Origin of the sequence: Longispora sp. NPDC051575 (assembly GCF_040681875.1) — a bacterium.
Classification (GTDB): domain Bacteria; phylum Actinomycetota; class Actinomycetes; order Mycobacteriales; family Micromonosporaceae; genus Longispora.
Genome location: NZ_JBFAZP010000007.1, coordinates 38,989 through 63,490, shown reverse-complemented (window position 1 = coordinate 63,490; position 24,502 = coordinate 38,989). Strand labels below are relative to the sequence as shown.

The 24,502-nt window shown below is 74.1% G+C and carries 24 protein-coding genes; 5 read left to right on the top strand and 19 right to left on the bottom strand.

The window, feature by feature from the left end:
• Nucleotides 1-6 precede the first annotated feature (6 nt).
• On the top strand, nt 7-876 hold the full coding sequence (locus AB0M43_RS21090) for a hypothetical protein (protein WP_363727130.1): 870 nt from the start codon (nt 7-9) through the stop codon (nt 874-876).
• A 77-nt stretch (nt 877-953) separates the two neighbouring features.
• On the opposite strand, the gene AB0M43_RS21085 is transcribed toward AB0M43_RS21090, so the two are convergent.
• Complete coding sequence (locus AB0M43_RS21085; RefSeq protein ID WP_363727128.1) at nt 954-1,679, bottom strand: class I SAM-dependent methyltransferase; 726 nt, start codon at nt 1,677-1,679, stop codon at nt 954-956.
• Between the two features lie 278 nt (nt 1,680-1,957).
• On the opposite strand from AB0M43_RS21085, the gene AB0M43_RS21080 reads away from it, so the two are divergent.
• Nucleotides 1,958-3,805, top strand: a complete 1,848-nt coding sequence (locus AB0M43_RS21080; RefSeq protein WP_363727126.1) for a DUF2075 domain-containing protein — start codon at nt 1,958-1,960, stop codon at nt 3,803-3,805.
• A 137-nt stretch (nt 3,806-3,942) separates the two neighbouring features.
• Here AB0M43_RS21080 and AB0M43_RS21075 read toward each other — a convergent pair whose 3' ends face one another.
• Genes AB0M43_RS21075 through AB0M43_RS21030 form a run of 10 tightly spaced genes read right to left on the bottom strand, consistent with a single transcriptional unit; the run spans nt 3,943 to nt 12,537 of the window.
• Nucleotides 3,943-4,746: a methyltransferase domain-containing protein gene (locus AB0M43_RS21075; RefSeq protein ID WP_363727124.1), complete on the bottom strand. Its 804-nt coding sequence runs from the start codon at nt 4,744-4,746 to the stop codon at nt 3,943-3,945.
• On the bottom strand, nt 4,743-5,348 hold the full coding sequence (locus AB0M43_RS21070; RefSeq protein WP_363727122.1) for a DsbA family protein: 606 nt from the start codon (nt 5,346-5,348) through the stop codon (nt 4,743-4,745). Before AB0M43_RS21070 ends, AB0M43_RS21075 begins: the two co-directional genes overlap by 4 nt.
• Nucleotides 5,341-5,979 (bottom strand): hypothetical protein, encoded by a 639-nt coding sequence (locus AB0M43_RS21065; RefSeq protein ID WP_363727120.1) that lies wholly within the window; start codon nt 5,977-5,979, stop codon nt 5,341-5,343. The genes AB0M43_RS21070 and AB0M43_RS21065 overlap by 8 nt, the downstream gene beginning before the upstream one ends.
• Nucleotides 5,969-7,222, bottom strand: coding sequence for a beta-ketoacyl-[acyl-carrier-protein] synthase family protein (locus AB0M43_RS21060; protein WP_363727118.1), 1,254 nt, complete (start codon nt 7,220-7,222; stop codon nt 5,969-5,971). Before AB0M43_RS21060 ends, AB0M43_RS21065 begins: the two co-directional genes overlap by 11 nt.
• A complete protein-coding gene (locus AB0M43_RS21055; RefSeq protein ID WP_363727117.1) occupies nt 7,219-8,979 on the bottom strand; it encodes a class I adenylate-forming enzyme family protein in 1,761 nt (586 codons plus the stop codon). Before AB0M43_RS21055 ends, AB0M43_RS21060 begins: the two co-directional genes overlap by 4 nt.
• Entirely contained in the window at nt 8,976-9,482 is a 507-nt protein-coding gene (locus AB0M43_RS21050) for a beta-ketoacyl synthase chain length factor (RefSeq protein WP_363727115.1), read from the bottom strand. The genes AB0M43_RS21055 and AB0M43_RS21050 overlap by 4 nt, the downstream gene beginning before the upstream one ends.
• Nucleotides 9,479-10,636, bottom strand: a complete 1,158-nt coding sequence (locus tag AB0M43_RS21045; RefSeq protein WP_363727113.1) for a beta-ketoacyl synthase N-terminal-like domain-containing protein — start codon at nt 10,634-10,636, stop codon at nt 9,479-9,481. Before AB0M43_RS21045 ends, AB0M43_RS21050 begins: the two co-directional genes overlap by 4 nt.
• Entirely contained in the window at nt 10,629-10,877 is a 249-nt protein-coding gene (locus tag AB0M43_RS21040; protein WP_363727111.1) for a hypothetical protein, read from the bottom strand. Before AB0M43_RS21040 ends, AB0M43_RS21045 begins: the two co-directional genes overlap by 8 nt.
• Nucleotides 10,877-11,149: an acyl carrier protein gene (locus AB0M43_RS21035; RefSeq protein WP_363727109.1), complete on the bottom strand. Its 273-nt coding sequence runs from the start codon at nt 11,147-11,149 to the stop codon at nt 10,877-10,879. Before AB0M43_RS21035 ends, AB0M43_RS21040 begins: the two co-directional genes overlap by 1 nt.
• A 38-nt stretch (nt 11,150-11,187) precedes the next feature.
• Complete coding sequence (locus tag AB0M43_RS21030) at nt 11,188-12,537, bottom strand: class I adenylate-forming enzyme family protein (RefSeq protein ID WP_363727107.1); 1,350 nt, start codon at nt 12,535-12,537, stop codon at nt 11,188-11,190.
• Nucleotides 12,538-12,842: 305 nt separating this feature from the next.
• On the opposite strand from AB0M43_RS21030, the gene pabB reads away from it, so the two are divergent.
• Together pabB and AB0M43_RS21020 are read left to right on the top strand one after the other, a co-directional pair.
• Entirely contained in the window at nt 12,843-14,957 is a 2,115-nt protein-coding gene (gene pabB, locus AB0M43_RS21025) for an aminodeoxychorismate synthase component I (RefSeq protein ID WP_363727105.1), read from the top strand.
• 252 nt (nt 14,958-15,209) lie between these two features.
• Nucleotides 15,210-16,430, top strand: coding sequence for an exonuclease domain-containing protein (locus AB0M43_RS21020; RefSeq protein ID WP_363727103.1), 1,221 nt, complete (start codon nt 15,210-15,212; stop codon nt 16,428-16,430).
• 4 nt (nt 16,431-16,434) lie between these two features.
• Here the strand turns inward: AB0M43_RS21020 and rnhA are convergent, their stop codons facing one another.
• The 5 genes from rnhA to AB0M43_RS20995 form a co-directional block, all read right to left on the bottom strand.
• The gene (gene rnhA, locus AB0M43_RS21015; protein WP_363727101.1) at nt 16,435-16,971 is read right to left on the bottom strand and encodes a ribonuclease HI; all 537 of its coding nucleotides are present in this window, start codon (nt 16,969-16,971) and stop codon (nt 16,435-16,437) included.
• A 367-nt stretch (nt 16,972-17,338) separates the two neighbouring features.
• A complete protein-coding gene (locus AB0M43_RS21010) occupies nt 17,339-17,794 on the bottom strand; it encodes a nuclear transport factor 2 family protein (RefSeq protein WP_363727099.1) in 456 nt (151 codons plus the stop codon).
• 95 nt (nt 17,795-17,889) lie between these two features.
• Nucleotides 17,890-18,696, bottom strand: a complete 807-nt coding sequence (locus AB0M43_RS21005; protein WP_363727097.1) for an MBL fold metallo-hydrolase — start codon at nt 18,694-18,696, stop codon at nt 17,890-17,892.
• Between the two features lie 159 nt (nt 18,697-18,855).
• Nucleotides 18,856-19,458 carry a DsbA family protein gene (locus tag AB0M43_RS21000; protein ID WP_363727095.1) on the bottom strand — a complete coding sequence of 201 codons (603 nt, stop codon included), beginning with the start codon at nt 19,456-19,458 and terminating at the stop codon, nt 18,856-18,858.
• 184 nt (nt 19,459-19,642) lie between these two features.
• Nucleotides 19,643-20,137 carry a MarR family winged helix-turn-helix transcriptional regulator gene (locus AB0M43_RS20995; protein WP_363727093.1) on the bottom strand — a complete coding sequence of 165 codons (495 nt, stop codon included), beginning with the start codon at nt 20,135-20,137 and terminating at the stop codon, nt 19,643-19,645.
• Between the two features lie 211 nt (nt 20,138-20,348).
• On the opposite strand from AB0M43_RS20995, the gene AB0M43_RS20990 reads away from it, so the two are divergent.
• Nucleotides 20,349-20,744: a DUF1801 domain-containing protein gene (locus tag AB0M43_RS20990; RefSeq protein WP_363727091.1), complete on the top strand. Its 396-nt coding sequence runs from the start codon at nt 20,349-20,351 to the stop codon at nt 20,742-20,744.
• 263 nt (nt 20,745-21,007) lie between these two features.
• Here the strand turns inward: AB0M43_RS20990 and AB0M43_RS20985 are convergent, their stop codons facing one another.
• From AB0M43_RS20985 to AB0M43_RS20975, 3 genes are all read right to left on the bottom strand, one after another.
• Entirely contained in the window at nt 21,008-22,723 is a 1,716-nt protein-coding gene (locus tag AB0M43_RS20985; protein ID WP_363727089.1) for a methionine--tRNA ligase, read from the bottom strand.
• A 160-nt stretch (nt 22,724-22,883) separates the two neighbouring features.
• Nucleotides 22,884-23,591: a hypothetical protein gene (locus tag AB0M43_RS20980; protein ID WP_363727087.1), complete on the bottom strand. Its 708-nt coding sequence runs from the start codon at nt 23,589-23,591 to the stop codon at nt 22,884-22,886.
• A gap of 340 nt (nt 23,592-23,931) precedes the next feature.
• Entirely contained in the window at nt 23,932-24,459 is a 528-nt protein-coding gene (locus AB0M43_RS20975) for a helix-turn-helix domain-containing protein (protein WP_363727085.1), read from the bottom strand.
• Nucleotides 24,460-24,502 lie beyond the last annotated feature (43 nt).

Genomic DNA, 24,502 nt, shown 5'->3' with positions numbered 1-24,502 from the left:
GGACCGGTGACCGCGCGCCGCCCGCGCCCCGGCACCGTCGGCGACATCGGGGCACGCTTCAAGATGCACCGCCGCCGGATCCGGCTGGACGGTCGGGAGTACACCGTGCTGGGCCTGCGCCCCGGCAGCCCGGCACGGTTCGCGACGAACCACCACCACGAGTGCTGGCACGTGCTGTCCGACCTGCACGGCGCGCGCCTGCTCGGCCGGCTGCTGTGGGGCCTGGCCTTCCAGCGCAGACAGAACACCCTGGTGCTCCTGGACCGGCCCTTCCTCGACCCGAACCCGTTCGACGCCGAGCCGTCGGACCCGATCGTCCTGCTGCCGTCGACCCTGACGCCCCTGTCGACGTCGGCCGCCCGACAACTGCGACGCCAACTGCCCCTGACCGGGGCCCCGGACGGCACCGTCGTCTGGCAGACCCACGGCCTCGACGCCGCCGTGTCCTCCAGCAGGGCGCCGATTCTCCCGCGTGGGGAACGGCCGTGGCACGCGCCGGCCGCACGGACCGGCAGACGGTGCGACCGGATCGGCGGACTGGTCACGTTCGCCGCGCCACCCGCACTGTTGCGGGAATGGGCGGCGGAGGTGCACGGGCTCGGCGACTGGTGGCACGGCGGCCAGACCGCCACCGAGGACCTCTGGCCGGACGGCGAGGTGCAGATCCTCCAGAACTACCGCCAGCAGGTACGCCTCACGGCCCGGGCCCGCGCCGAGGTCCTGTCGGAGAGCCCCCGTCCGCCGCGACTCGGGGACACCGCGCCGGCCGGCAGTCGGCAGCCGGGGCCGGAGCACCGGGACCTGCCGGTCCGGCAGTTGCGCCGACTGATCTGGCAGCGCCACCTGAGACTGCGCCGCCGCCTCCTGGACAGCTGACCGGCCCGCGTGCGGTCGGCGTCGAGCTGCGCCCGGCGGGGCGGGCGGACGTCGTCGGGGGTGGGAGGGCCCGCCCGTCAGACCTGGACGTGCCCGCGGACCGGTTCTCGTGCCGCGGGCGAGTAGTGCGAGTTGACGGCAGGTTGGCCGGTGTAGTTGGGCCCCGCCTGGTCGTCCGCGCCCAGATACTCGAACGGCAGGGTCACCTCGCCCCGGCCTCGATGGGTGATCCGCCGGCTGCGCGCGTCGTACCCGAAGCCCGCCGACCGCAGGGCCGTGGTCAGCGGGCGGCCCACCGGTTTCCCGTCCGCGCCCCGGACACTGGCCACGTCGAAGCTGGCCGCGAGCACACCGTCCGGGGCCAGCCACGACGCGGCACGGGTCAGAACGCCGAGCTTGTCGCCCACGTAGTGCAGGCCGTGCACGCAGGTGACCAGGTCGAAGAGATGCCCGGCCTGCGGGGTCCAGTCGGTGACCGAGGCGGTGACCAGGCGTACTCCCGCGTGTGGGGACGTCGCGAAGTGATCGACCAGGTCCACGCCGACGATCTCGACCCGCTCCGCCAGTCCGGCCGCCCCGGACAGCCTCGCGGCCTCGGACAGCGCCCGACCCGAGCCGCAGCACAGGTCCAGCCAGCGGACCGGGCGGGTCGGGTGGCCCAGTCGGCCGCGGAGTTCGGCCACCGGGTCCAGGCCCAGCTCACGACCGTAGCCGTTGGAGCCGGTCAGCCCGCGTTCGCGGTTCATCGCACAGTTGGCGACCACCGAAGAACTTTCCAGCGCACCGTCCCGGAGCAACGCCACCGACCCACCTCCCAAGGTCACGACCCTATCCCCACCGGGCGCCACGTCCGAACCGGGCGGGAGCGCGGACCACCCGTTCCCGGGGCTGAAATCGCGCTACTCCGCGACTAGAGTCAGCGATGTCCCAGCGGCCGGGCAGCCTTCCGGATGCCTGCTCTCCGCACAGGTTCTTCCACGCTGCCCAGGGGGCCATTTCCGTGTCCGTGTTCCGCGCATCGGCGTCCACTGTCGCCCAGTTTCCGCGCGACGGGTCTCTCTCCCGTGCGATCTTCGCCCAGATGACACGGGGCGTCTCACCCAGCGAACGGAACTCCTGGGACAACAGCCTCCCGGTACTCGCCCAGGACCTGGTGGACTCGGGGCTCGGCGGCGTGGAGATGCTGATCGAGTTCCGCCTTCCGCTGACCAGCAGGTGCGCGGATGTCGTACTCGCCGGCACCAGGCCGGGTAGTCCGGATGTCGATGTCTACGTCGTGGTCGAACTGAAGCAGTGGTCGCAGGCCGAGACCTACGACGAGGCCGACAACCTGGTCCTCGTGTCCGGCATGAACCGACCGCAGCTGCATCCCGGAACCCAGGTGGAGGGCTACTGCCAGTACATGGCGGACTTCCTCACCGTTCTCGACGGCCGGACGGACCAGCTGCGCGGTGTCGCGTACCTGCACAATGCCGAGGAGGCGGACGTCCGCGATCTGCTGGACCTCCCGCAGACGCCGTACAGCCAGCTGTTCACCAAGAACCGCAGGGGCGAGTTCCAGGCCTATCTGGGCGGGCACCTCGCACCGGAATCCGCCGCGAGGGCGGGCGACCGCCTCCTCGCCAGCGGAGTTCGCCCCAGCAAGCAGCTCCTCCAGCTGGCCGCCGACGAGATCAAGAACTGCGAACAGTTCGTTCTCGTCGGCAACCAGCGGCTCGCCTACGAGCTGATCATGAACGCGGTGGAGAAGGCCCGGTCAGGTGACCGGAAAACGGCCATCGTGGTGACGGGCGGTCCCGGCAGCGGTAAGAGCGCCATCGCGCTCTCCGTCCTGGGGGGCGTGACGCGTCAGGGTGGGGCCGCGCTGCACGCGACCGGCTCCCAGGCTTTCACGAAGACCCTCCGCCGGTACGCGGGCAAGGGGGCACCCCGGGTCAAGAGCATGTTCAAGTACTTCAACAACTTCATGACCGCGCTGCCGAACCGCCTTGACGTGCTCATCTGCGACGAGGCCCACCGTATTCGCGAACAGTCCGCCGACCGGTGGACCAGGGCCGCGCTCCGGACCGGAAAGCCACAGATCGACGAGTTGTTGAGCGCGGCCTACGTGCCGGTGTTCTTCCTCGACGAACATCAGGTGGTGCGGCCCGGCGAGACGGGCACCGTCGACGTCATCCGGAGCCATGCCGAACAACGCGGAATGGCGGTTCACGTCATCGGGTTGCACGAGCAGTTCCGCTGCGGCGGCAGTTCCCGGTACGAGAGGTGGGTGCTCAACCTGCTCGGCCTTCCGGCCTCCGACACCGGCCTGGACGGGGACGAGGAGACCGACGCCGCCGCTGAGTCCCCACTGCGCGACGCGGACATGGTGTGGGCCACGGACGGCCAGTTCGAGGTGACGATCGCCGAGAGCCCGCACGAGATGGAACAGCTGCTGCTCGCAAGACAGCAGGAGGATCCGGGGTCGTCGGCCCGGATGAGTGCCGGATACTGCTGGAAGTGGAGCGACCCCAACGGGGACGGAACACTGGTGCCCGACGTCGCCATCGAGGACTGGGCCCGGCCGTGGAACGTCAAGGGCGAGAGCGCCGTGGGTACCGCCCCCGCTTCCGCGCTCTGGGCCACCGACCCGGGCGGATTCGGCCAGGTCGGTTGCGTCTACACAGCCCAGGGCTTCGAGTACGGCTGGTCTGGCGTCATCATCGGACCGGACCTGGTCGCCCGCGACGATCAGCTCATGTCGATCAGAAACAGAAACGTCGACGGCGTCCTGGGGCGCAAGACCTCGACGGACGCCGCTATCGACACGCTGATCCGGAACACCTACAAGGTGCTACTCACCAGGGGCATGAAGGGAACCGTGATCTATGCGACCGATCCGGCGACCCGGGACTTTCTCCGGAGCAGGGTGACCAAGGACGACCAGTAGTCTTCGGGTGCCGTGACATGTTCACCGTCACGGCACCCGAATCCCTGATCGCCGACGCCGTCCGGGCACGCGGGTGCGGGGCCTGACGTCGCGAGGGCGGTCGGCGGGTTCGGTCCACGCCCGCCGACCGTCCCCCGTTACCGCCGGGCCCAGGCGCCCACCAGGGTCGGCGGCACGAACACGGCACCCGCCCCGGCGAGCTCCGCCGCCACCCGCTCCCGCACCGTCTCCACATCCACCTCCGCCGCCGTGGCCATCCCGGTGGCCTCCAACAGCGGCAGCAGCGACCGGAGCACCCCGGACAGCACCAGCGGCCCGTTCGGATCCCCGGCCGGGTGGTATCCCTGCACGCCCACCATCGTCGGCGCCCCCAACCCGGCCGCCGCGAACACGGATCCCAGCCGGGCGCCGATCCCCGGGTCCATCCCGGCGCGTTCGATGGCCCCGCAGATCCACTCCCGGGCCCGGGTGACGAGCGGCGTCGCCGGCACCGACCGGGCCCCGGTCATGTCGAACTCGGCGGCCACCACGACCCCGCCGGGTCGCAGGGTGGCGGCGTGGTGGCGGAGCACGTCGGCCGGGGCGGGGGTGTGCACGAGTACGAGGCGGCCCACGATGGCGTCGAAGCCGTCCGGGTCGCGCCAGGTGGCGATGTCGTCCTCCACGAAGGACACGTGGGGGTGGCCGGCGCTCAGGGACGCGGCCATCCGCAGTGCGTCGGCGGAGCGGTCGACGCCGACGACGCTGCCCGTCGGGCCGACCAGGTCCGCCGCGAGTCGGGCGACGTCGCCGGTGCCGGTGCCCAGGTCGAGCACGCGCATGCCGGGGCCGATGCCGGCGTTGCGCAGGATCAGGCTGGTCGCGGGGGCCAGCATCGCCGCCTGGTGTTCGAGTCTGGCCAGTTCCGGGTCGGCGTGGCCAAGGGCATAAGAGCTGGTCATCGGGTACCCACCTCGCGTGATCGTTTCAGTTCGGAGAAGCCGGGGGTGCCGGCCAGGAGGAGTACGCCGTCCCACAGCCTGCCGGCCGCCTCCCCGGTGGGGGCGGGCGCGATGACCGGGCCGAAGAAGGCGGGCGCGCCGGCGACGTGCAGCACGGGGGTGCCGAGGTCGGTGCCGACCAGGGCGGTGACCTCGTCGTGGCTGGCGCGCAGGGCCGCGTCGAGGGTGTCGTCGGCGGCGTGGGTCGCCCAGTCCTCGGGGAGGCCTGCGGTGGTGAGGGCGGCGCGGAGCATGGGGTCGCCGAGGCCGGCGCGGTGTTCGTGGATCCGGTCGGCCATGGCCAGGTAGAGCGGGCGGAGCGCGTCCTTGGCCTCCGCGACGGCGCACACCCGGGCGGGGCCCCAGCCTCGGTTGAGCAGCAGCCGGTACCTCATGTCGAGGTCCTTCCTGCCCTGGTTGAGCATGGACAGGCTCATGGCCCGGAACCGGACGGTCACGTCCCGGACCCGCTCGACCTCCAGCAGCCAGCGGGCCGCCTGCCACGCCCAGGGGCAGATCGGATCCACCCAGAGGTCCACTGTGGGTACTGCGCCGTCAGCCACGGACCGGCTCCGTTTCGACGCGCGCCGGTTCGCCCTCGGGCTCGACGGGCACGGGTGGCACCGGGGGGGCGCCGGGCTCAGGGTTCGCCGCTCCCGGCGCGTGGTGCCCGGCGGCCGGGGGCGCGCCGACGGCCGCGCAGCCCGCCGACGGGCGGTCGACCTCCGCGTGGAAGCGGCACGCGTCGCCCCCCGTGCGGGCGCACGCCACGACCTTGTCGCGCACGGTGAGTCCCAGCGCCTCCCACCAGCCGGCGCGCATCTCCAGGCACGGGCACTCGTACCCGTCGAGGGATCTCGCGGCCCGCAGCATCTTCAGCACGAAACTGTTGGTGAGCACCGACTCCCAGGCGTTCTCCCCGACCGGGATCTCCTCGACGGTGATCGAGCCGTCGGCCCACATCGTCTGCGGGATCCGGGCGAACTCACTCAGGAACTGGGCCATCGACTGGTCGGTCAGCGCGATGCCGTAGCGGCGGGCGCACCAGACGGCGACCCGGCGGGACACGAAGCGCAGGGCCTCGGCGTTGATCTCGTTGGCGGCCTGCTGGCCGAAGCGCCGGGCGACGCCCTGGTACCACCGGGCGTCGTGCAGCCACCAGAACTGCTGGTAGGGGATGTCGTCAGTCCGCACTGCGCACCTTCCGGGTCTCGGGCCGGCCGAGGACCACGCTCACGTTGTGTCCGCCGAACGCGAACGAGTTGGACAGGGCGTACTCGACCGCCGCCGGGCGGGCCGCGCCCCGGACGTGGTCGAGGGCGCACCCCGGGTCGGGGTCTTCGAGGTTCGCGGTCGGTGGCAGGGTGCCGGTGCCCAGGGCCAGGGCGGTGGCGGCGGCCTCGACCGCGCCGGCCGCGCCGAGCAGGTGGCCGGTGACGCCCTTGGTGGAGCTGACCGCGGGGCCGGTGCCGGGGAACACGTCGCGGACGGCGCGTGCCTCGGCGAGGTCACCCAGCCGGGTACCGGTCGCGTGCGCGTTGAGGTAGCCGACCGCCCCGGCGGGGACGCCCGCGTCGGCCAGGGCCCGGCGCATGCACGCCGCCGCGCCCGCGCCGTCGGGGCGGGGCATGGTCGGGTGGTGCGCGTCGGTGGTGGCGCCCCAGCCGAGGACGTCGGCGTAGCCGGCCGCCCAGCGGGAGTCGGCGTGCGCGGCGCGTTCGAGGACGAGCATGCCCGCGCCCTCGCTGAGGACGAGCCCGTTGCGGCGCGCGTCGAACGGGCGGCTCGCCTCCGCCGGGTCGGCCCAGCCGTGCGCGAGGGTGCCCGCGTTGGCGAACCCGGCGACGGTGGTCGACGCGAACGGGGCCTCGGTGCCGCCGCAGACCACCACGTCGGCCTCGTCGGCGCGCAGCAGCCGGAGCGCCTCGCCGACGGCCTGGCCGCCGCCCGCGCAGGCCGAGGAGATGGCGGTGCTCAGGCCCCGGACGCCGAACCGGATCGCGATCCGCGCGGCGGCCTGGTTCATCATCATGCCCGGCAGCAGGTACGGGCTGACCGCGACCCGGCCGCGCGCGTCGAAGCCGAGGGCCTGCTCCTCGTAGGTGGCCATGCCGCCGCCCGCGCTGGACACGATCACGGCCACCCGGTCCGGGTCGACGTCGCGGCCGACGACGATGCCCGCGTCGGCGAGCGCGGATTCGGCGGCGGCCACGGCCAGCAGCACGAACCGGTCGACGGAGACCGCGCCCTTGGGTGGGAGGAGGTCGAGGGGGGCGATCGGCGGGGCCAGGCCGGCGACCTCCAGGAGGGGGCCGCCACGGCCGTCCGGGGCGCTGAGGGCGGACCGGCCTTCACACAGGGACTTCCAGAAACCTTCGACGGTGGTACCGAGCGGGGTGACGAGTCCGATCCCGGTGATCGTGGCGTGCCGGCTCATGACGACGCCCCGTGAACCGGGGAGCCGACTGCGGCCGAGGGTCGCGCGGAGGTCGTCGCGTCGGGCCCGGTGTGGGGTGCGCCAGTCCGCGCCTGCGGCGATCCGGTGTCCGACGGACCGGACGGTGTCGCGGATTCCGCCGGCCGGAGGGCGACCTTGCGGACCTTGCCGGTGGCCCCGAGCGGGATCTGCCCGGCGGACACGACGACGACCCGGCGCACGGCCCCGGCCAGCCCCGGCTCCAGCGTGGCCCGGACCCGCGCCAGCAGGTCGCCCCCGGCGCCCTCGTCGGCGACCTGGGCGAGGATCTGGATGCCGCCGTCCGGGGTGGCGACCACCGTGCAGTCGGTCACCTCCGGGCAGCCGGCGAGGATCCGTTCCTCCGTCAGGACCGTGTAGACCCGGGTGCCGTCGGGGAGGGTGATGGCGTCGGGGACCCGGTCGAGGTGGTAGTACCAGCCGGCTTCGTCGCGGTACACCACGTCGCCGGTCAGGAGCCAGCCGTTGACCCGGGACCGGTAGGTGGCCACCGAGTCGTTCCAGTAGCCGGGGGACATCGACGGGGTGCGCACGGCGAGCATGCCGGGTTCGCCGTCGGGCACGGGCGCGCCGGCCGGGTCGAGGACGGCGGCCTCCGCGTAGGGGTCGGGGCGGCCCACGCACCGGCCGTACCGGGACGTGTCCTGCCGGTGGGTGATGGAGAAGACGGAGTGGCCGAGTTCGGAGGAGCCGAGGTTGTCCACGAACACGGAGCCGGCCTTCCAGACCACCCCGTCCACGCTGGGTACCTGGTGCCGGCCGGTCGCGATCAGCCGCCGGATGTGCGCCTCGTGCGCGCAGTCCCCGGTGTTCCACCACACCGCGACGGAGCCCAGGTCGCGCCCCGCGAGGTCGGCGGTGGCGAGTTCGGACCAGGTGCCGGCGAAGCCCAGGACGGTGCCGGGCGCGAACTGCTCGATCGCGTCGAGGGTCGCCGCCCCGGACTGGGTGGACAGCGCGAGGAGTTCCGTGCGGTTGCACAGCGCCAGGTTCAGGATCGTCAGGGTCGAGTTGTGCGCGGCGGGCAGGACGCTCAGCCAGCGGTCGAGGCCCTGGGCGCGGGGCGCGGTCAGCCGGTGCCGGATCGCGGCGAACAGGCTGTCGTGGGTGCCGGTGACGGCCTTGGGCACGCCCGTCGTACCCGACGAGTGGGTGATGGCCACCGGGTCGGTGCCGTGGTGCCGGTAGGGCTTCGGGGCCTGGTCGGGGTTGCCGGCGAGCGCGACCTCGCCGAGCCACGCGATGCCCAGCTCCGCGAGGGAGGGGTCCGGGATCTCCTGTCCGGTGCGCTGTCGAGGTACGACCCCGCCGGGCGCTCCGTCCATCAGGGAGCGTGGACCGAGCACCGCCGTCGGGCGCAGGCGGCGGATGTAGTCGGTGGCGACGGTCGGGGCGAGGCGCGCGTTGACCAGGGCCGCGATGGCCCCGAGCCGGGCCAGCGCCAGGAACGCCAGCACGTTGTCGGCGGCCGTCGGGGCGACCACGGCCACCGGGTCGCGGGGCCCGATCCCGGCCTCGTGCAGCCACTGGGCCCGGGCGGCGACCGCGCGGTCCAGTTCGCCGAGGGTGAGCGGGTGCCCGGCCGGGTACCCGTCGACCGGGGTGTCGAAGGCGAGGGCCGGTTCGTCGAGGTCCACCCCGTACCCGATGAGGGTCTCGATGGTGTTTCCGGCCCCCAGGCGGGGGTCGGCGGCGAGGCGGGCGCGGATGCTGGTCATGGGTGGCCTCCAGGCTTCACGAGCAGGGCGACGGCCCGGTCCGGGGTCCCGGGCGTGGTGGACTGCTCCACCAGCACGACCAGGGCGCGGTCGGCGTCCCCGGCGGCGAACATCAGGTCCACGAGGTCCAGCGCGTCGGCCGTGGGGTCGCCAGCTGGGCTGACGCAGACCACCGGCCCGGTCAGGCCCCAGCGGGTCGCGACGTGGCCGAGGACCGCGTTGGGCACGGACTGGAAGAACAGCAGGGGCGAGACGTTGCCGCCGCTGTCGACGAGGTCGGCGACCTCCCTGCCGCTGACGATGTCGCCGGCCGTGCTGACCAGGACGACGGCGGTGCGCGCGCCCTCGTCGGCGGGCACGGGGGGCGGGCCGTAGTGCGCGGTGAGGCACAGCCGGGCGGCCTCGGCGACCAGCGGGCTGAACGAGGACACCACGAACCGGGCCAGGGCCGGGGGTTCGCCGGTGCCGGGCCACTCGGCGCGGGTCAGGACGGTCACGGTCACGCGGTCACCACCAGGGCGGTGTTGGCGCCGCCGAACGCGGCGTTGAGGCTCAGCGCGTGCCGGGCGTCGGTGGCGCGCGGGGTCAGGACGAGGTCGAGGTCGCAGTCGGGGCCGAGGTGCCCGGCGTTGACCGGCAGCCGGCCGGTGCGCAGCGCGGAGACGGTGACGGCGAGTTCGAGCAGGCCCGAGGCCTCCAGGACGTGGCCGTGCAGGGCCTTGGTGGAACTGACCGGGATCCGTGCGGCGTGCGGGCCGAGGGCCCGGTGCAGCGCCGCCGCTTCGGCCGCGTCGTTGTGGGGGGTACCGGTGCCGTGCGCGTTGACGTAGCCCACGGCCGCCGGGGTGAGCCCGGCCCGGTCGAGGGCGTCGGTGATCGCGCGGGCCATGCCGGTGCCGTCGGGGTGCGGCTGGCAGACGTGGTAGGCGTCGCCGGCCCGGCCCCAGCCGGACAGTGTCGTGAGTGGACGGTGCGGATCGGCCTCCAGGACGACGGCCGCGACACCGTCGCCGAGCAGCAGCCCCTTGCGTCCGGCGCTGAACGGGCGGACCACCCCGTCGGCGGCGAGCGCGCGGCCGGCGTCGAACATCGCGAAGTCGTCCTCGGTGACCAGCGAACCGGCGGCCACCACGACCCGGTCGGCCCGGCCGGTACGGATCATCGACGCCGCGTCGATCAGCGCGGTACTCGCCGACACGCACGCCGTGGTGTACGCCCTCGGGGATCCGGCCAGCCCGCACTTGCCGGCGAGGGTCACGGCCAGCCCGGCGCTGCTGGCGGCGGGGTCACGGCCCCAGCGGGGCAGCCGGGCCAGGCCCGGTTCACGGTGCACGCCGAGCAGGAGGGTGGTGGTGCCCCGGTCGCGCAGGCCCGCCTCCTCGCACGCCTGGTCCACGACCGCGATCAGCTCGTCCAGCAGCGAACCGGCCCCGGGCAGCTCGGCGGCCACCCCGATCCGGTACTTGTCCGCCGGGAACCGGGTGACCGGGGCGAACGCGGGGACGCCCGCGGCGAGGCCGGCTTCGAGCGCCGGCAGGCCCCGGCCGAACGCGGAGGCGACCGCGAGGCCGGTGATGCCGACGGACCGGGGCCGGAGCGGGTGGCCGGACCGGATGCCGGCTGTACCGGTCCCGGTGCCGGCCGGCTCGTCAGGCATGGTTGGCCGCCCCCAGCGCGGCCGTCCCGCCGACCACCGGCCCCAGGACCGCCACCGCGTCGTCCACGGTCACGATCCGGGCCAGGTCGGCGTCGCCGAGCCGGACGGGGACGGCGAACCGCCGCTCGATCTCGTACAGCAGCCACGCCAGGTCGAGGGAGTCGATCCGCTCGTCCACGGCGTCGACGGGGCGTTCGCCGTAGCTGGCGAGCATGGCCAGGACGCAGTCGCGGTCGAGCATCACGCCGCCTGACCGCCCGCGCGGACCAGCTCGACCCGGACGGCGACGTCGGCCAGGAACTCGCCGAAGGTCAGGTACGCCATCTTCTCCAGCTCCTCGTCGGCGAGCAGGACGCCGTACTGGTCCTGGAGGCGCAGGCCCAGCTCCGCGATGCCCAGGGACTCCAGGTCGATGCCGGCCGGGCCGAGCGGGGTGTCGTCGGCGACATCGCTGACGTCGTAGTTCATCGCCGTCATCGCGCTGAGCGAGAAGGTCCGCAGCTCGTCGATCATGGGTGACTCCTTCTGTTCGGCCCGGCCGGTCGGCCGGGTCATCGCTGTGCGGCGGCACGGAGCGCCGCCAGGTCGCGGCTCCGCTTGCCGCTGGAGGTCCGGGGCAGCGCCGGCACGACGTGCACCCGCCGGGGCCGCTTGAACCCCGCCAGCCGCACGGCCAGTTCCCGTTCGACGTCGGCGGCCGGCACCCCGGCGGCCAGGGCGACGAACGCCTCGATCCCCCGGTCGTGCACGACGACCGCCTCGGTGACGCCGGGCAGCGCGGCCACCGTGTGCTCCACTTCGGACAGGTCGACCTTGAGCCCGCCGACGGAGACCTGCGAGTCGAGCCGGCCGAGGATCGTGACCCGGCCGTTGTCGTAGGTCGCGGCGTCGCGGGTGCGCAGCCAGCCGTCGGCCCACCGGTCACCGGCCGGCCCCAGGTACGGGCTCGCGGGCGACCGGACCAGCAGCTCGCCGTCGACCACCCGGACCTCCACGCCGGGGGCGGGCGGGCCGACCGGGGGGCCGCCGGCGGTGTCCATCGCGATCACGCCCAGCTCGGTCATGCCGTAGCACCCGCCGAGCGGCACGCCGTACGCCGCCGTGAACGCCCCGGCCAGCCCGGGGCGGAGCAGCTCGCCGCCGGTGATCGCGCGGACCAGGGGCAGCGGGGGCGGGGAGGCGACCCGGGCGAGGAGTTCCAGGTGGAACGGCACCGCGAACAGGGTGGTCGGCTCCGGGGCCACGGCCAGGGTGTCGAGGATGCCGTCCACGGTCATCCGTTCCGGCACGGCCACATGCGCGCCGACGTGCAGCCCGTGCAGCAGCGCGCCGAGCAGCCCGAAGGTGTGCACGAGGGAGTTGAGGACCACGATCCGGTCGCCGCGCGCGGGCATGCCGGGGATCCGGGCGTAGCGCTCCAGTTCGGTGACCAGGCTCTGCGCGGTCCGGCCGATCACCTTCGACGGGCCGGTCGAACCGGAGGACAGCTGCACGAGCGCGTGCTCGGAGTCCGCCGGGCGGCCGGGGCGGGCGGTGAGCACCGGGGTGACCTCGTGGAACCCGCGCAGCGCGCCGTCGGGCTCGGCGTCGGGCGTCACGAGCAGCTGCGGCTCCAGCCGGGCGAGCGCCGCGTCGACCTCGTGCGGGGTGAGCCGGTGGTCGAGGAGCAGCACCTGCGCGCCGACCCGCCAGGCGGCGAGCAGGCACGTCACGTACGCCTCCGAGGGCGGCAGCCGCAGGGCCACGGTGCCGCCCGGCCGGAGCCCGGCGACGACGAGCGCGGCGTGCCGGTCGGCCACCGCGGCGCGCAGCCTGGACCGGCGGACGGGGCCCGCGAACCACAGGCAGACCTCGTCGTCGGGGCCGTCGAGGAGGACACGGTCGACCCAGTCGGGAGTCATGGATTCTCGCCTCCAGAATAGGGAGCGCCCTGAAAGCTAATGGCCGCCAATGGGGTCCACAAGAGAATAAAGCCGGGCCGACACGTGATCCGCATCACACGAAATACATCGACGAACCTACCCATTACAGAGCGCTGTTTTCCCAGCTCAGAGGCCCTATAGAACGAAGCGGAAAATATAGAGCCGCTATATGGGGGCCGGTTTTCCTTTGAGTGCACCGTACTCTCGTGACCATTCACGAATACCATTCCTGGGCCATGCGCATTTCGTCGTCGCCGTCGCCCGTACCCGCCCCAGGAGGCCCCATGCGCACCCTGCTGGTCGACAACCACGACTCGTTCACCTACAACCTCTTCCACTACCTGGCGGAGGTGAACGGCCGCGAGCCCGAGGTCGTCCGCAACGACGATCCACACTGGACACCCGCCCGGCTCCGCGAGTTCGACAACGTGGTCGTCTCCCCCGGCCCGGGCACCCCCCGGCGGGCCAGCGACCTCGGCCTGTCCCGCGCGCTCGTCGAGCGCTGCGACATCCCGCTACTCGGCGTGTGCCTCGGCCACCAGGCCATCGCGCACCTCGCCGGCGGCAACGTCGACCGCGCGCCCGAGCCCCGGCACGGCCGGGTGTCGGAGGTGCTGCACGACGGCACCGGCCTGTTCGCCGACCTGCCCAACCCCTTCGAGGCCGTGCGCTACCACTCCCTCGCCGTCACCGACCTGCCGGCGACGCTGGCGGCCACCGCGCACACCCACGACGGGGTACTGATGGGCCTGCGGCACCGGGTCCGCCCCCAGTGGGGCGTGCAGTTCCACCCCGAGTCCATCTGCACGGAGCACGGCCACCGGCTGCTGCGGAACTTCGCGCGCCTCACCCGCGACTGGCAGCGCCGCCACGACGTCACGCCGGGCCGGGCCGCCCGGCGTGACCAGACCCGCGCCCCACACCCCGAAAAGATCAGGACTCTGCGGGTACTCGCCGAGAAGCTCCCCACCCGCTGGAACGACGAGGTCGTCTACGACCAGCTGTTCCGGGCCGCCCCGCACTCCTACTGGCTCGACGCCAGCCGCCCCGGCGAGGGCACCGGACGGTTCTCCGTGATGGGGGACGCCACCGGGCCGCTCGCCCGGGTGCTGACCGCCGACGTGTGGGACACGACGGTGACGGTGACGGGCTCCGCTGGTACCCGTCGGAAGGTTGAAGGGGGTTTCTGGGACTGGATCGGGCGGGACCTCGCGGGGCTGGCCGTCGAGGTGCCGGAGCTGCCGTTCGACTTCGCGCTCGGCTGGGTCGGGTATCTGGGCTACGAACTGAAGGCGCAGAGCGGCGGGGAACGCGCGCACCGGTCGACCGAACCCGACGCGGCGATGGTGTTCGCGGACCGGGCGGTGGTGTTCGACCACGTCGGGCAGGAGACGTATCTGCTGGCACTGGAGGAAGCGGGGGCGGGGAGCGCGGCGGAGGCCGGGACCACGTCCGGAACCGGGCCCGACGGGACGGCGCGGGAATGGTTGCGGGAGACCACGGAGAGGCTGGCCGGGCTCGCCGGCTGGCATCCGGTCGACCCGGAACCGCCCGCGCCGCAACTGGTCTACCCCCGGCACGACCGGGGCGAGTACCTCGACCTGATCGCCAGCTGCCAGGAGGACATCGCCGCCGGCGAGACCTACGAGGTGTGCCTCACCACCATGGTCGAGGCCCGGGTCCCCGTCGACCCGTGGCTCGGCTACCGGCTGATGCGCCGGTTCAGCCCGGCCCCGTTCGGCGCGCTCCTGCGCTTCGACGCCCTGTCCGTGCTCAGCACCTCCCCCGAACGCTTCCTCCGGATCGGCGCCGACGGCCTCCTGGAATCCCGGCCCATCAAGGGCACCCGGCCGCGCGGCGACTCCCCCGAAGAGGACGAGCTGCTCCGCAAGGACCTCGCCACCAGCGAGAAGGACCGCTCCGAGAACCTGATGATCGTCGACCTGGTCCGCAACGACCTCGGCCGGTGCGCCGTCGTCGGCTCCGTGCGGGTGCCGAAACTGTTCGACGTGGAGAGCTACGCGACGGTGCACCAACTGGTCAGCACCATCGTCGCCCAGCGCCGGCCGGACGCGTCCGCGGTGGACTGTGTCCGGGCCGCGTTCCCGGGCGGGTCGATGACCGGGGCGCCGAAGGAGCGCACGATGCGGATCATCGACGCCCTCGAAGGCGGACCACGCGGGGTGTACGCGGGTGCGATCGGGTATCTGTCGTTGTCCGGCGCGGCCGATCTGAGCATCGCGATCCGGACGGCCGTGGTGACCGGCGACCGGACCCGGTACGGGGTCGGCGGGGCGATCGTGGCGCTGTCGGATCCGGAGGAGGAGTTCGAGGAGACGGCCGTGAAGGCGGCGCCGCTGCTCCGGCTGGTCGGCACGGAGTTCCCGGGCCGCCGCTGACCGTCCACACGGCTCGGCCCGGCCCGGCCTGGCCCGGCTCGGCGTCGCGCGGCAAGGCATGGCTCGGCGCGGCCCGGCACCGGCTGTCCGGGCCGCCGGCGGTGCTCCCGGGGCACCCGCCCGGCCGAGCGGTGACCCTCCACACTGGAGCAGTGGCCGAACGGTGACCGTGCGTCAACACTTTGGGGGAGGCGCACCCCCGCCCCGCCCTCCTACGGTGGAGTCGAATCCCCCGACTCCCCTGGAGGTGCCGTGACCGGCTTTGCCGTGGTCGACGTCGAGACCACCGGACTGTCCCCCGCCCGGCACGACCGGATCGCCGAGATCGCGATCGTGCACGTCGACCCGGGCGGCCGGATCGTCGACGAGTGGGACACGCTGGTCAACCCGGAACGCGACCTCGGCACGAGTGAGATCCACGGGATCCGGGCGTCCGACGTGCGGTACGCGCCCACGTTCCGCGAACTGGCGCCCCGGATCGCCGAACTGCTCGCCGGCCGGGTGTTCGTCGCGCACAACGTGGCGTTCGACCAGGGGTTCCTGCGCGCGGAGTTCGACCGGATCGTGATCGGGATGCCGTTCGCCGAGGCCCCGGGGCTGTGCACGATGGCACTGGGCGGCCAGTTCCTCGCGACGTCCTCGCGGTCCCTGACCAGTTGCTGCGCGGCGGCCGGCGTGCCCCTGACCGACCAGCACCGCGCGCTCGACGACGCCCGGGCCGCCGCCGGCCTGCTCCGGCACTACCTGCACGGGCGCACCCCGGTGGACTGGAACGGCCACCTCGACACCGCCGTCGCCGCCCGCTGGCCCCTGCTGCCGCACCGGTCGGCGGCCCGACCCGTCCGGCGCGGCGCGCACCGGCACGCCCCGCACTTCCTGGAGCGGATCGCCGAACGCCTGCCCCGGGTCCCCGACCCGGCGGGGGCCGACGCCTACCTGGCCGTCCTCGACACGGCCCTGTACGACCGGCACGTCTCCGCGACCGAGGCCGACGCGCTGGTGTCGGTCGCCGCCGAACTCGGCCTGGACCGGGCCACCACCGTCGCCCTGCACGCCCTGTACCTGACGCAGCTCGCCCGGCAGGCGTGGGCCGACGGCGCGGTCAGCGACACCGAACGGGAGGACCTCGACCAGGTCGCGGCGTTGCTCGGACTGCCGGCGTCGGCCGTGACCACGGCCCTGGCGGCGGGCCTGGACGGCGAGCCCACGGGTCGGGTGGTCGGCGGGTCGTTGCGGCTGCACCAGGGCGACCTGGTCGTGTTCACCGGGGAGACCGTCGTGCCCCGTGACGCGTGGACCCGGCGCGCCGAGCGGGCCGGGCTGATCGTGCACCCCAGTGTCACGAAGAAGGTGCGGCTGGTGGTGGCCGCCGACCCGGACAGCCTGTCGGGCAAGGCCCGCAAGGCCGGCGACTACGGGATCCCGGTCGTCACCGAGGCGGCGTTCGAACGGCTGCTGGCCGGCGTCGCCTGACCGGTCAGAACAGGACCGCGGCCTGCGGTGCCGGTTCGGGTGCGGCGGCCGGGCGGCGGAGGCGGACCTCCGGGGAGTGCGGATCGATGCCCGCCGCGCGCAACGCGTCCTCCAGCCCCTGGTTGGCCAGCCGGTCCGCCCGCTCGTTCTCCGGGTGCCCGGCGTGGCCCTTCACCCAGTGCCACTCGACCCGGTGCACGGTCACGGCCGCGTCGAGGAGTTGCCACAGGTCGACGTTCTTCACCGGCTGCCGGGCGCTGGTCTGCCAGCCGTTGCGCTTCCACTTGGCGACCCAGTCGGTGATGCCGTTGCGGACGTAGGTGCTGTCCGTGTAGAGCCGGACCGCCATCGGCCGCTTCAGGCTGCCGAGCGCGCTGATCGGGGCCAGCAGTTCCATCCGGTTGTTGGTGGTCACCGTGGCGTCGCCGCCGCACAGCTCCTTCTCGTGCCCGCCGTACCGGAGCAGCGCGCCCCAGCCGCCCGGCCCCGGATTGGGGACGCACGCGCCGTCGGTGTAGATGTCGACCACCTGTTCCGTCACCGCCGCAGAATACCGGCCACAGGGCGACACCCCAGCTCACGGGTACCGGACCGGGTGCGGCGGAATCCGGGCCGCCGCGACACCCAGGCCCCCGGGCCGGGAGCGGAAGAGTCCGAGCCATCGCGACACCCAGCGCCGGACCGGCTGTGGCGGAATCCGAGCCGTCGCGACACCCAGGCACCGGACCGGGCGCGGCAGAGTCCGAACCGTCGCGACGCCCGGGCCCCGGACCGGGAGCGGAAGAGTCCGAGCCATCGCGACGCCCGGGCACCGGGGCCGGGCGCGGTGCCCCGGCGCGAGAGCGTGGCACGGTGCCCATGACACCGGGGCCGGCGCGGCGCCCCAGGCACTGGGACGGGCCCGATGGTCAGGGCGTCATCGCGTCGCGGACCAGCGCCGTGTCCACGAACTGTTCGAACCGCACGATCAGCCCGCCCCGGACCACGAAATGGTGCGCCACCCGGGCCGCCAGTTCCTTGCCTGTGGCCCGGTTCCGCGCCGTGTACCGGGCGAGCACGACCACGTTCTCCCCCTCGGCCACGTACGCGTCGTCGTGCGCCGTCCAGTCGTCCCAGTCCGCGCCGAGGGCCGCCATGACGTGCGTGGTGACCCCGTCCGGGGTGCGGTAGGTGCCGGCGAGCGGGAAGCCGGCCATCTCCGTCCACTCGACGTCGGGCGCGAGCGTGGCCCGCAGCGCGTCGAGGTCCCCGGCGGCGGACGCCAGATACTGCCGGCGCACCACGTCGGCCGGGGCGGCGGACGTCCCGGTCACCGGCGGCGAGCCCGGCTCGGCGACCGGATCCGGCTCGGCGCCCAATCCCACGCCGGACGGCTCGGTAGCCGCGCCCACGCTGGACGGCTCGGTAGCCGGTCCAGCCGCAGACGGCTCGGGGGCAGCGCCTGTGGCGGACGGATCGGTCAGCCCCATGTCATCTCCCCGGTGGCGACCTTGGCCCCGATCTGCGCGGCGATCAGCATGCCCGCGTCGGGGTAGACCCTCACCAATGCCGCCGTGAGTTCCGCGCCCGACCCGGCGACGGCCAACTCGCGCTCGAACGCCTCCAGGTACCCCTTGGTGTAGGCGAGGGCGGACGCGTCGGTCGGCGTACCCGGCAGGCGGTGTCCCGGGACGACCAGCTCGGGGTCGAGGGCCGCCATCTCGTCCAGGACCGCGATCCACGCCGCGCGCTGTTCGGGTTTCGCGGTGTCGGCGACCCAGACGTGCTCCCCCTGGAACACCAGCACCCCGCCCACGAGGGCGCGGTGCTCGGCCTGCCACAGGTAGTGCCGGTCCGGCAGGGTCGGGTGCCCGCCGCGCAACGCGAACGTGTACCCCTCGAACTCCAGGTCCCCGGTCAGCGGGGCCAGGACGGCCAGCCGGGTCGGGCGGTTGACGCCGACGGGCTCCCAGGCGGCGAGCTTGGCCTCGTAGCTGGCGGTGATGTGCTCGATGACGGGCGGGGTGGCCACGAGCCGGGCGTCGGGGAAGGCGTCGGCGACGACCTCCAGACCCCAGTAGTAGTCGGGGTCGCCGTGGCTGACGAACACCGTGGTCAGGGTCTTGCCGGAGTCGAGGATCGCGGCGACGAGCCGGTGGCCGTCGGCCCGGGTGAAGCCGGCGTCGATCAGCATCGCCTCGCGCTCGCCGGTGACGAGGGTGGCGGTCTTGTTCGGGCTGCCGACCGGGAAGTCCAGGTCGAACACTGTGAAGTCGAGCGGTGCCATGTCGGCTCCCTGTCGGTGGTAGGTGGGTGGGTGGTTCCTGATGGCCGGGGCGCCCGGGGCTTCGGTGGCCGGGCGGCGGGCGCGGAGTCGGCGGAGATGTGGGCGGAGTCGGCGGTGCGGGCAGCCGGCGGGGGTCGGTGGTCCGGGCGGCCGGCGGGGTCAGCGCAGGTGGCGGTCGATGGTGTCGGCGTCTGCGTGGCCGACCGCGAGGACCCTGGCCCGGTCCCCGTCGACGGCGAGCAGGGTCGGGAAGCCCTCGACGCCCAGTTCGCGGGAGCGGCGGAAGTCGGCGGCGGCGGCCGTGCGGGCGGCGGGGGCCTCGAAGGCGGCGACCAGCGCGTCGGGGTCGAGGTCGAGCCGGGCGGCGAGCACCCGGTAGGTCTCCGGGTCCGACAGGCTCAGCCCGTCGACGTAGAAGGCGCGCTGGAGGGCCTCGGCGGCGTCGACGGCCCGGTCCGGGGCGAGCGCGCGGAGGGCGGCCATGCCCCGGGCGGCGGCCTCGGAGTCCATCACGAAGGAACCGTCCTCGATGAGGCTTTCATACCCCTTTCCGAAGGGTACGCCGGTCACGTCGGCGATCTTCGCGTTCGCGCCCCCGACATAGCCGAACTGGCGGATCGGCACCCGGCGCGCGCCGGTGAACAGGCCGCCGGAGACGACCTCGACCGGGACGCCCGGGTGCCGCCGGGTGACCTCCGCGAGGGTGGGGGTGAACCCGTACGACCAGCCGCAGTAGGCGTCGAAGACGTACACGAGCTTCATGGGGCGTGCCTTTCGGTGCTGTGCCCGCGCCGGACGACGCGGTCTACCTGACACAACAGTATCTGACGCGTCAGGCATTCCGGATCGGCGCACCGAGATTGGTGTGTGCTGGGCCACGGCCCCGGCGGCATCCCCACGCGCGGCGCGCCACGCGGACCGGGCCTGCGACCTGGGCGCGCGGGTCTCAGCGTAGGCGCGGGAGCGCGTCGCGCGCGGCGTAACTGAGGATCTTCAGGTCCGCCGTGAACTGGTCGCGGTGGTCGGCCGGCAACGGGTCGAGGAAGTACCGCCGGATGTTGTCCACGTGCAGCCGCGCCGCCCGGACCGTGGTCTCCTCGCCGAGCGGGGTGAGCCGCACGAGCTGCACCCGGCGGTCCCCCGGGTCGGCCGCCCGGACCACCAGCCCGGCCGCCGCCATCCGGTCCACCAGCCGGGTCGCGCCGCCCGTCGTGAGCACCTGCTCCTGGGCGACGGCCCGCATCGTGAGTCCCGGCGCGCCGGCCCGGCCGAGGATCAGCAGTACCTCGAACATCAGGTGGCTGATCCCGCACTCCTCCTCGATGGCCCGGCCAAGGATGTACTCGAGCCGGTTGGCCGCGCCCAGCAGCCGGCCGAAGCCCAGGACCCGGGCGTCGTTGGCCGCCTGCTCCGCCGTCGAGATCTCCGCGTCGTCCGTCACCGCCCCATCATCCCTGCCGCCGGACCCGCCGCGCGCCCGGCCGGCCCAGCGAACCGGCGCCGACGACGGGTCCGGGGCCGACCGGTGACCGGTGACCGGACCAGGGTCGGCGGCGGCGCGGCCATGCCCGGGAGTCGGGTGCGCGGATCCGGGCGGAAGTGTCGGACCCCGGGGATACCGTGGAGGTCACACCGGAGGTCGGAGGTCCGCCATGTCCTACGTCGCCGATCCCCGGGTGGACGCGTACATCGACGCGTTGCCCGGGTGGCAGCGCGAGCTCTGCCGGCAGGTCCGCGAGCTGGCGCACTCGGCCGACCCCGAGGTGACCGAGACCGTCAAGCGCACCGTCCAGCCGTACTTCGTGCTGGACGGCAACATCTGCGCCCTGCTGGCGGCGAAGGACCACGTCAACGTGTTCCTCTACGACGGCGGCATCGTCCCCGACCCCGAGGGCATCATCACCGCCGGCCACGACAACAAGACCGCCCGGACGGTCGCCTACCGCGAGGGCGAGCAGGTCAACGCCCCCGCGCTGCTCGCCATGTTCCGGCAGATCATCGCGGACAACCGGGCGGGCGGCTGGCGCAAAATCAAACGCGAAACCTGAACCCCTCGACGGGTACGGGGGCCGCGCACGCCGCCTGAGCCGCAGCCGCGACACCCGGTCCCCGCACGTGGGCAGGGTGCGAGGGCCACCGTGCGGTCCGGCGCGGACCGCCACGCGGGCCGGTGCGGTCCGGTGCACGCCAGTGCAGTCCGGCGCGCGGTCCGGTGCAGGCCAGTGCAGGGGCCGGTGCGGTCCGGTGCAGTCTGGCGCGCGGGCCGGTGCAGGCCAGTGCGGGTCGCCGTGCGGTGTGCCGTCGAGGGTCCTCACGGTTCGAGGCGGGGGAAGACCGGAGGCAGCGCGGGGAGGATCCCGTCGACCGGGGTGCACCGTTCGCGGACCCGTGCCGCCGTGTCCGGAACGAACGGGGCCAGTTCGGTGCCGAGCACCTGGCACGCCCCGACCAGTACGCCGAGGATGCCGCCCACGGGGTGCCCGTCGCGGGCCAGTTCCCACGGCAGGGTCTGTTCCAGATACCGGTTGGCCTCCTCCACGATGGCCCACACCGCCCCGGCGGCCTGCCGGAAGTCGGCCCGCGCCAACGCGGAGTCCACCAACCCGGGCGCGTCCCGGCACGCCCGCACCAGCACCGACGGATCCCCCACCTCGCCGGACTCGTCGCCCAGGACCGCCGCTCCCGCCCGACGGCCGGGGTCAGCGCCGTGCTCGGCGCCGAAGTGGGCCGGATCAGCGCCGTACGGGACGCCGAAGGAGGCAGTGTCAGCTCCGTGCGCGGCACCGTAGGAGGCAGTGTCGGTGCCGTGCGGCTCGGCCGGGGGCACAGCGTCGTGCGTCGACGCCCGGGGGCCGAGGTCGTTGGGCGTGCCGGTGAGTGCGCGGGAAGGACCGTCCCCGGGTGGCGTGGTCGGGGCCGGGGACGCGGGGGTGCAGCCGTGGCGGCGGGCCAGGGTGGTCACCCGGTGGACGAGGTTGCCCACGCCGCCGGCCAGGTCCGCGTTGGCCCGGGCGAGGAGGCGGGCCTCGGTGAAGTCCGCGTCGCCGACCCGGGGCACCTCGCGCAGCAGCCACCACCGCAGGGCGTCCGTGCCGTACCGGTGGGCGAGGGCGACCGGGCCCACCCCGGTACCCGTCGACTTGCTGATCTTCTGCCCGTCGACCGTCAGGTAGTCGTGCACGAGGATCTCCGTCGGCAGCGGTAGCCCCGCGGACAGCAGCAGCGCGGGCCAGTAGACGGCGTGGAAGCGCAGCACCCCCTTGCCCACGAGGTGCACCCGCCGGTCGGCGCCCGCCCACCACCGCTGGTACGCCGGGCCGCCGGTGCCGTAGTCCAGGCTCGACACGTAGTTGCCGAGCGCGTCCCACCAGACGTAGACGACCTGGCCGGGGTCGCCGGGCACGGGGATCCCCCAGCCCCGGGCCCGGTCGGTGGACCGGGACACCGACAGGTCGCGCAGTCCACTGTCGAGGAAGGCGAGCACCTCGTTGCGGCGCGCGGCGGGTTCGATCCGCAGCCGCCCGGAGACGATGGCGTCGCGGATCGGGCCCGCGTACCGGGACAGCCGGAAGAACCAGTTCTCCTCCGCGACCGGCTGGGGCGGGACGGGATGCTCGGGACAGGGTTCGGTGACGTAGTGCTCGCAGCCGACGCAGTACAGGCCCTCGTAGCGGGCGCGGTACAGGTCGTGGGCGCAGGCGTGCCACAGGCGTTCGACGCCCGCCCGGTGCCGGGGGTCGCGGCTGGTGCGGAGGAAGTCGTCGAAGGACAGGTCCAGCGGGGTACGCAGCGCCTCGAACGCGGCGGCGTTGCGGTCGACGAACTCGGCGACCGGTACCCCCAGCCGCTCCGCCGCGAGCACGTTCTTCAGGGAGTTGTCGTCGGTGCCGGTCAGGAGCCGGACGTCGTCGCCCCGGCGGCGGTGGTGCCGGGCGAGGACGTCGGCCTGCACCGCCTCCAGCGCGAAGCCGAGATGCGGTTCGGCGTTGACGTACGGGATCGTGGTGGTGAGGAAGATCGTGGTCATCGGAAACCTCCGGGTCGACGGCCCAGGGCTCCGGACGCGGCCCTGGGGAATCCAGGGCCATGCGCGCGCGAGTCAGCGGCCCCGGGAGCGGGGCATCATGACGGGGCGCGACGGGTTCATGGTTCCAGGCTAGGCGGTCCGGCGGCGGGCGGCGACCGGGTTACCGGAGCCGCCCGCCCTCCTGGAACAGCCAGAGTTCGATCGCGTCGGGCCGCACGCCGTGCTCGTCGGCCCACCGACCGAGGAGGGCGCAGTACCGGCCGTAGGTCGCCGCAGGCCACCCCGCGGCGCCCAGCGAGGTCCACCCGTGCCGGTGCAGGGCCCTGGCCACCAGGCTGTCGAGGATCAGCGCCCGGTGGCTCCCTGCACCGCCGCCCGCGAAGTACAGGAACTTGGTGAAGAACGCAGCATTGAGGTACGGAACCGCGGGGCGCCGGCCGTCGGGCAGCAGCACCGCGTACCCGGCCGCCGGGTCCTCCGCCGCGAGCCCGCCCGCCCGGCGCAGCAGCCGCAGGCCGCCCTCCAGGTCGGCCGCCATAGAGGCCAGCCGTCGCCGGTTGTTCCGGACCGACATGCCGCTGCCCCAGGCCAGGGCGTGCCACAGCAGGCGCGCGGTACCGTCGGGACCGTCGTCCGCCGCCAGCGCGAACACGTCCTCCCGGGTGATCCACGCGCGCCCCTCGGCCACGGACCGCCCCTCGCCGTCGCGCCCGCGCACCGGACCGCCGGGCAGGCCGTGCTCGGCGAGTCCGGCGTTCCACCAGGACAGGTTGACCTTGATACCCGGCTGGGAGCGCTCGGTCCGCGGTTTGCGGAGCTGGGCGAGGCAGGCGGTGGGCAGGATGGGTTCGTCCACATTGGTCAGCACTCCCCGACCTTGGCAGAGCGGGCCGGGCGGCAGTCTCGGCCGTCCGGGCCGAACGGGGCGACGATCAGGCCGGGTCGGGAGCCGGCCGGCCGGGCGCCCCTGCCGTTCGGCGCCACTGGTCACCGGGTCGGCCAGACGCGCCGGACCGTGCGGGGTGCCGGACCGTGCGGGGTGCCGACCGGGTTGGGGTGGCGGGCGGGCGGCACCGGGGCCGGGGCGGGTGAGAGCCGGGTGGGCCAAGGCCATCCGAGGTGCCTGAGGGCCGGTTGGGTCAGGACCATCCGAGGTCGGCCAGGACCAGGTGAGTCAGGACCGCCAGGGCGGGTGAGGGCCGGGTGGGTCAGGGCTGTGCGGGGTGGGTGAGGGTCGTGTGGGCCAGGTGGGTCAGGGCCGCCACGATGGCGGGGACCGTGACACCCCGGTCGCGCTGGTAGCCGAACACCTCCGGGGCCAGCGGGGCGAGCAGGGTGTCCGCGAGCGCGTCGGGGCCAGGGACGCCCGCCGCGACGACGAGGGAGCGGACGTGGGCACGCCAGAAGCCGTACGCGCCCGAGGCGAAGCGGGAGTGGCCGGTCTCCGCGCCGAGTACCAGATGGTGGTGGTTCTTGAGCAGGTCGACCATCGCGGTGTAGAAGGCCGCGAGGCGCTCGGCGGGCGACGCGCCGGGGCCGAGCGGGGGGTCGCCGCGCAGGAGCCGCTCCTGGAGGGCGCGTTCGTGCTCGTCGAGGAGGGCGACGGCGATGGCGGCCCGGTCGGGGTAGCGCCGGTAGAGGGTGCCTCGGCCGACGCCGGCCGCGCGGGCGATGTCCTCCATCGTGACGGCGGCCGGGCCCCGGGTGGCGAAGAGTTCCTCGGCGGCGGCGAGCACGCGGGCGCGGTTGCGGGCGGCGTCGGCGCGCTCCCGGGGCGGC

What these genes read in the sequence shown, in the direction of transcription:
- AB0M43_RS21080 (WP_363727126.1), top strand. Translation starts at nt 1,958, where the DNA reads ATGACACGGGGCGTCTCACCCAGCGAACGGAACTCCTGGGACAACAGC.
- AB0M43_RS21075 (WP_363727124.1), bottom strand. Translation starts at nt 4,746, where the DNA reads ATGACCAGCTCTTATGCCCTTGGCCACGCCGACCCGGAACTGGCCAGA.
- AB0M43_RS21060 (WP_363727118.1), bottom strand. Translation starts at nt 7,222, where the DNA reads ATGAGCCGGCACGCCACGATCACCGGGATCGGACTCGTCACCCCGCTC.
- AB0M43_RS21055 (WP_363727117.1), bottom strand. Translation starts at nt 8,979, where the DNA reads ATGACCAGCATCCGCGCCCGCCTCGCCGCCGACCCCCGCCTGGGGGCC.
- AB0M43_RS21045 (WP_363727113.1), bottom strand. Translation starts at nt 10,636, where the DNA reads ATGCCTGACGAGCCGGCCGGCACCGGGACCGGTACAGCCGGCATCCGG.
- AB0M43_RS21040 (WP_363727111.1), bottom strand. Translation starts at nt 10,877, where the DNA reads ATGCTCGACCGCGACTGCGTCCTGGCCATGCTCGCCAGCTACGGCGAA.
- AB0M43_RS21035 (WP_363727109.1), bottom strand. Translation starts at nt 11,149, where the DNA reads ATGATCGACGAGCTGCGGACCTTCTCGCTCAGCGCGATGACGGCGATG.
- AB0M43_RS21030 (WP_363727107.1), bottom strand. Translation starts at nt 12,537, where the DNA reads ATGACTCCCGACTGGGTCGACCGTGTCCTCCTCGACGGCCCCGACGAC.
- pabB (WP_363727105.1), top strand. Translation starts at nt 12,843, where the DNA reads ATGCGCACCCTGCTGGTCGACAACCACGACTCGTTCACCTACAACCTC.
- AB0M43_RS21005 (WP_363727097.1), bottom strand. Translation starts at nt 18,696, where the DNA reads ATGGCACCGCTCGACTTCACAGTGTTCGACCTGGACTTCCCGGTCGGC.
- AB0M43_RS21000 (WP_363727095.1), bottom strand. Translation starts at nt 19,458, where the DNA reads ATGAAGCTCGTGTACGTCTTCGACGCCTACTGCGGCTGGTCGTACGGG.
- AB0M43_RS20990 (WP_363727091.1), top strand. Translation starts at nt 20,349, where the DNA reads ATGTCCTACGTCGCCGATCCCCGGGTGGACGCGTACATCGACGCGTTG.
- AB0M43_RS20985 (WP_363727089.1), bottom strand. Translation starts at nt 22,723, where the DNA reads ATGACCACGATCTTCCTCACCACCACGATCCCGTACGTCAACGCCGAA.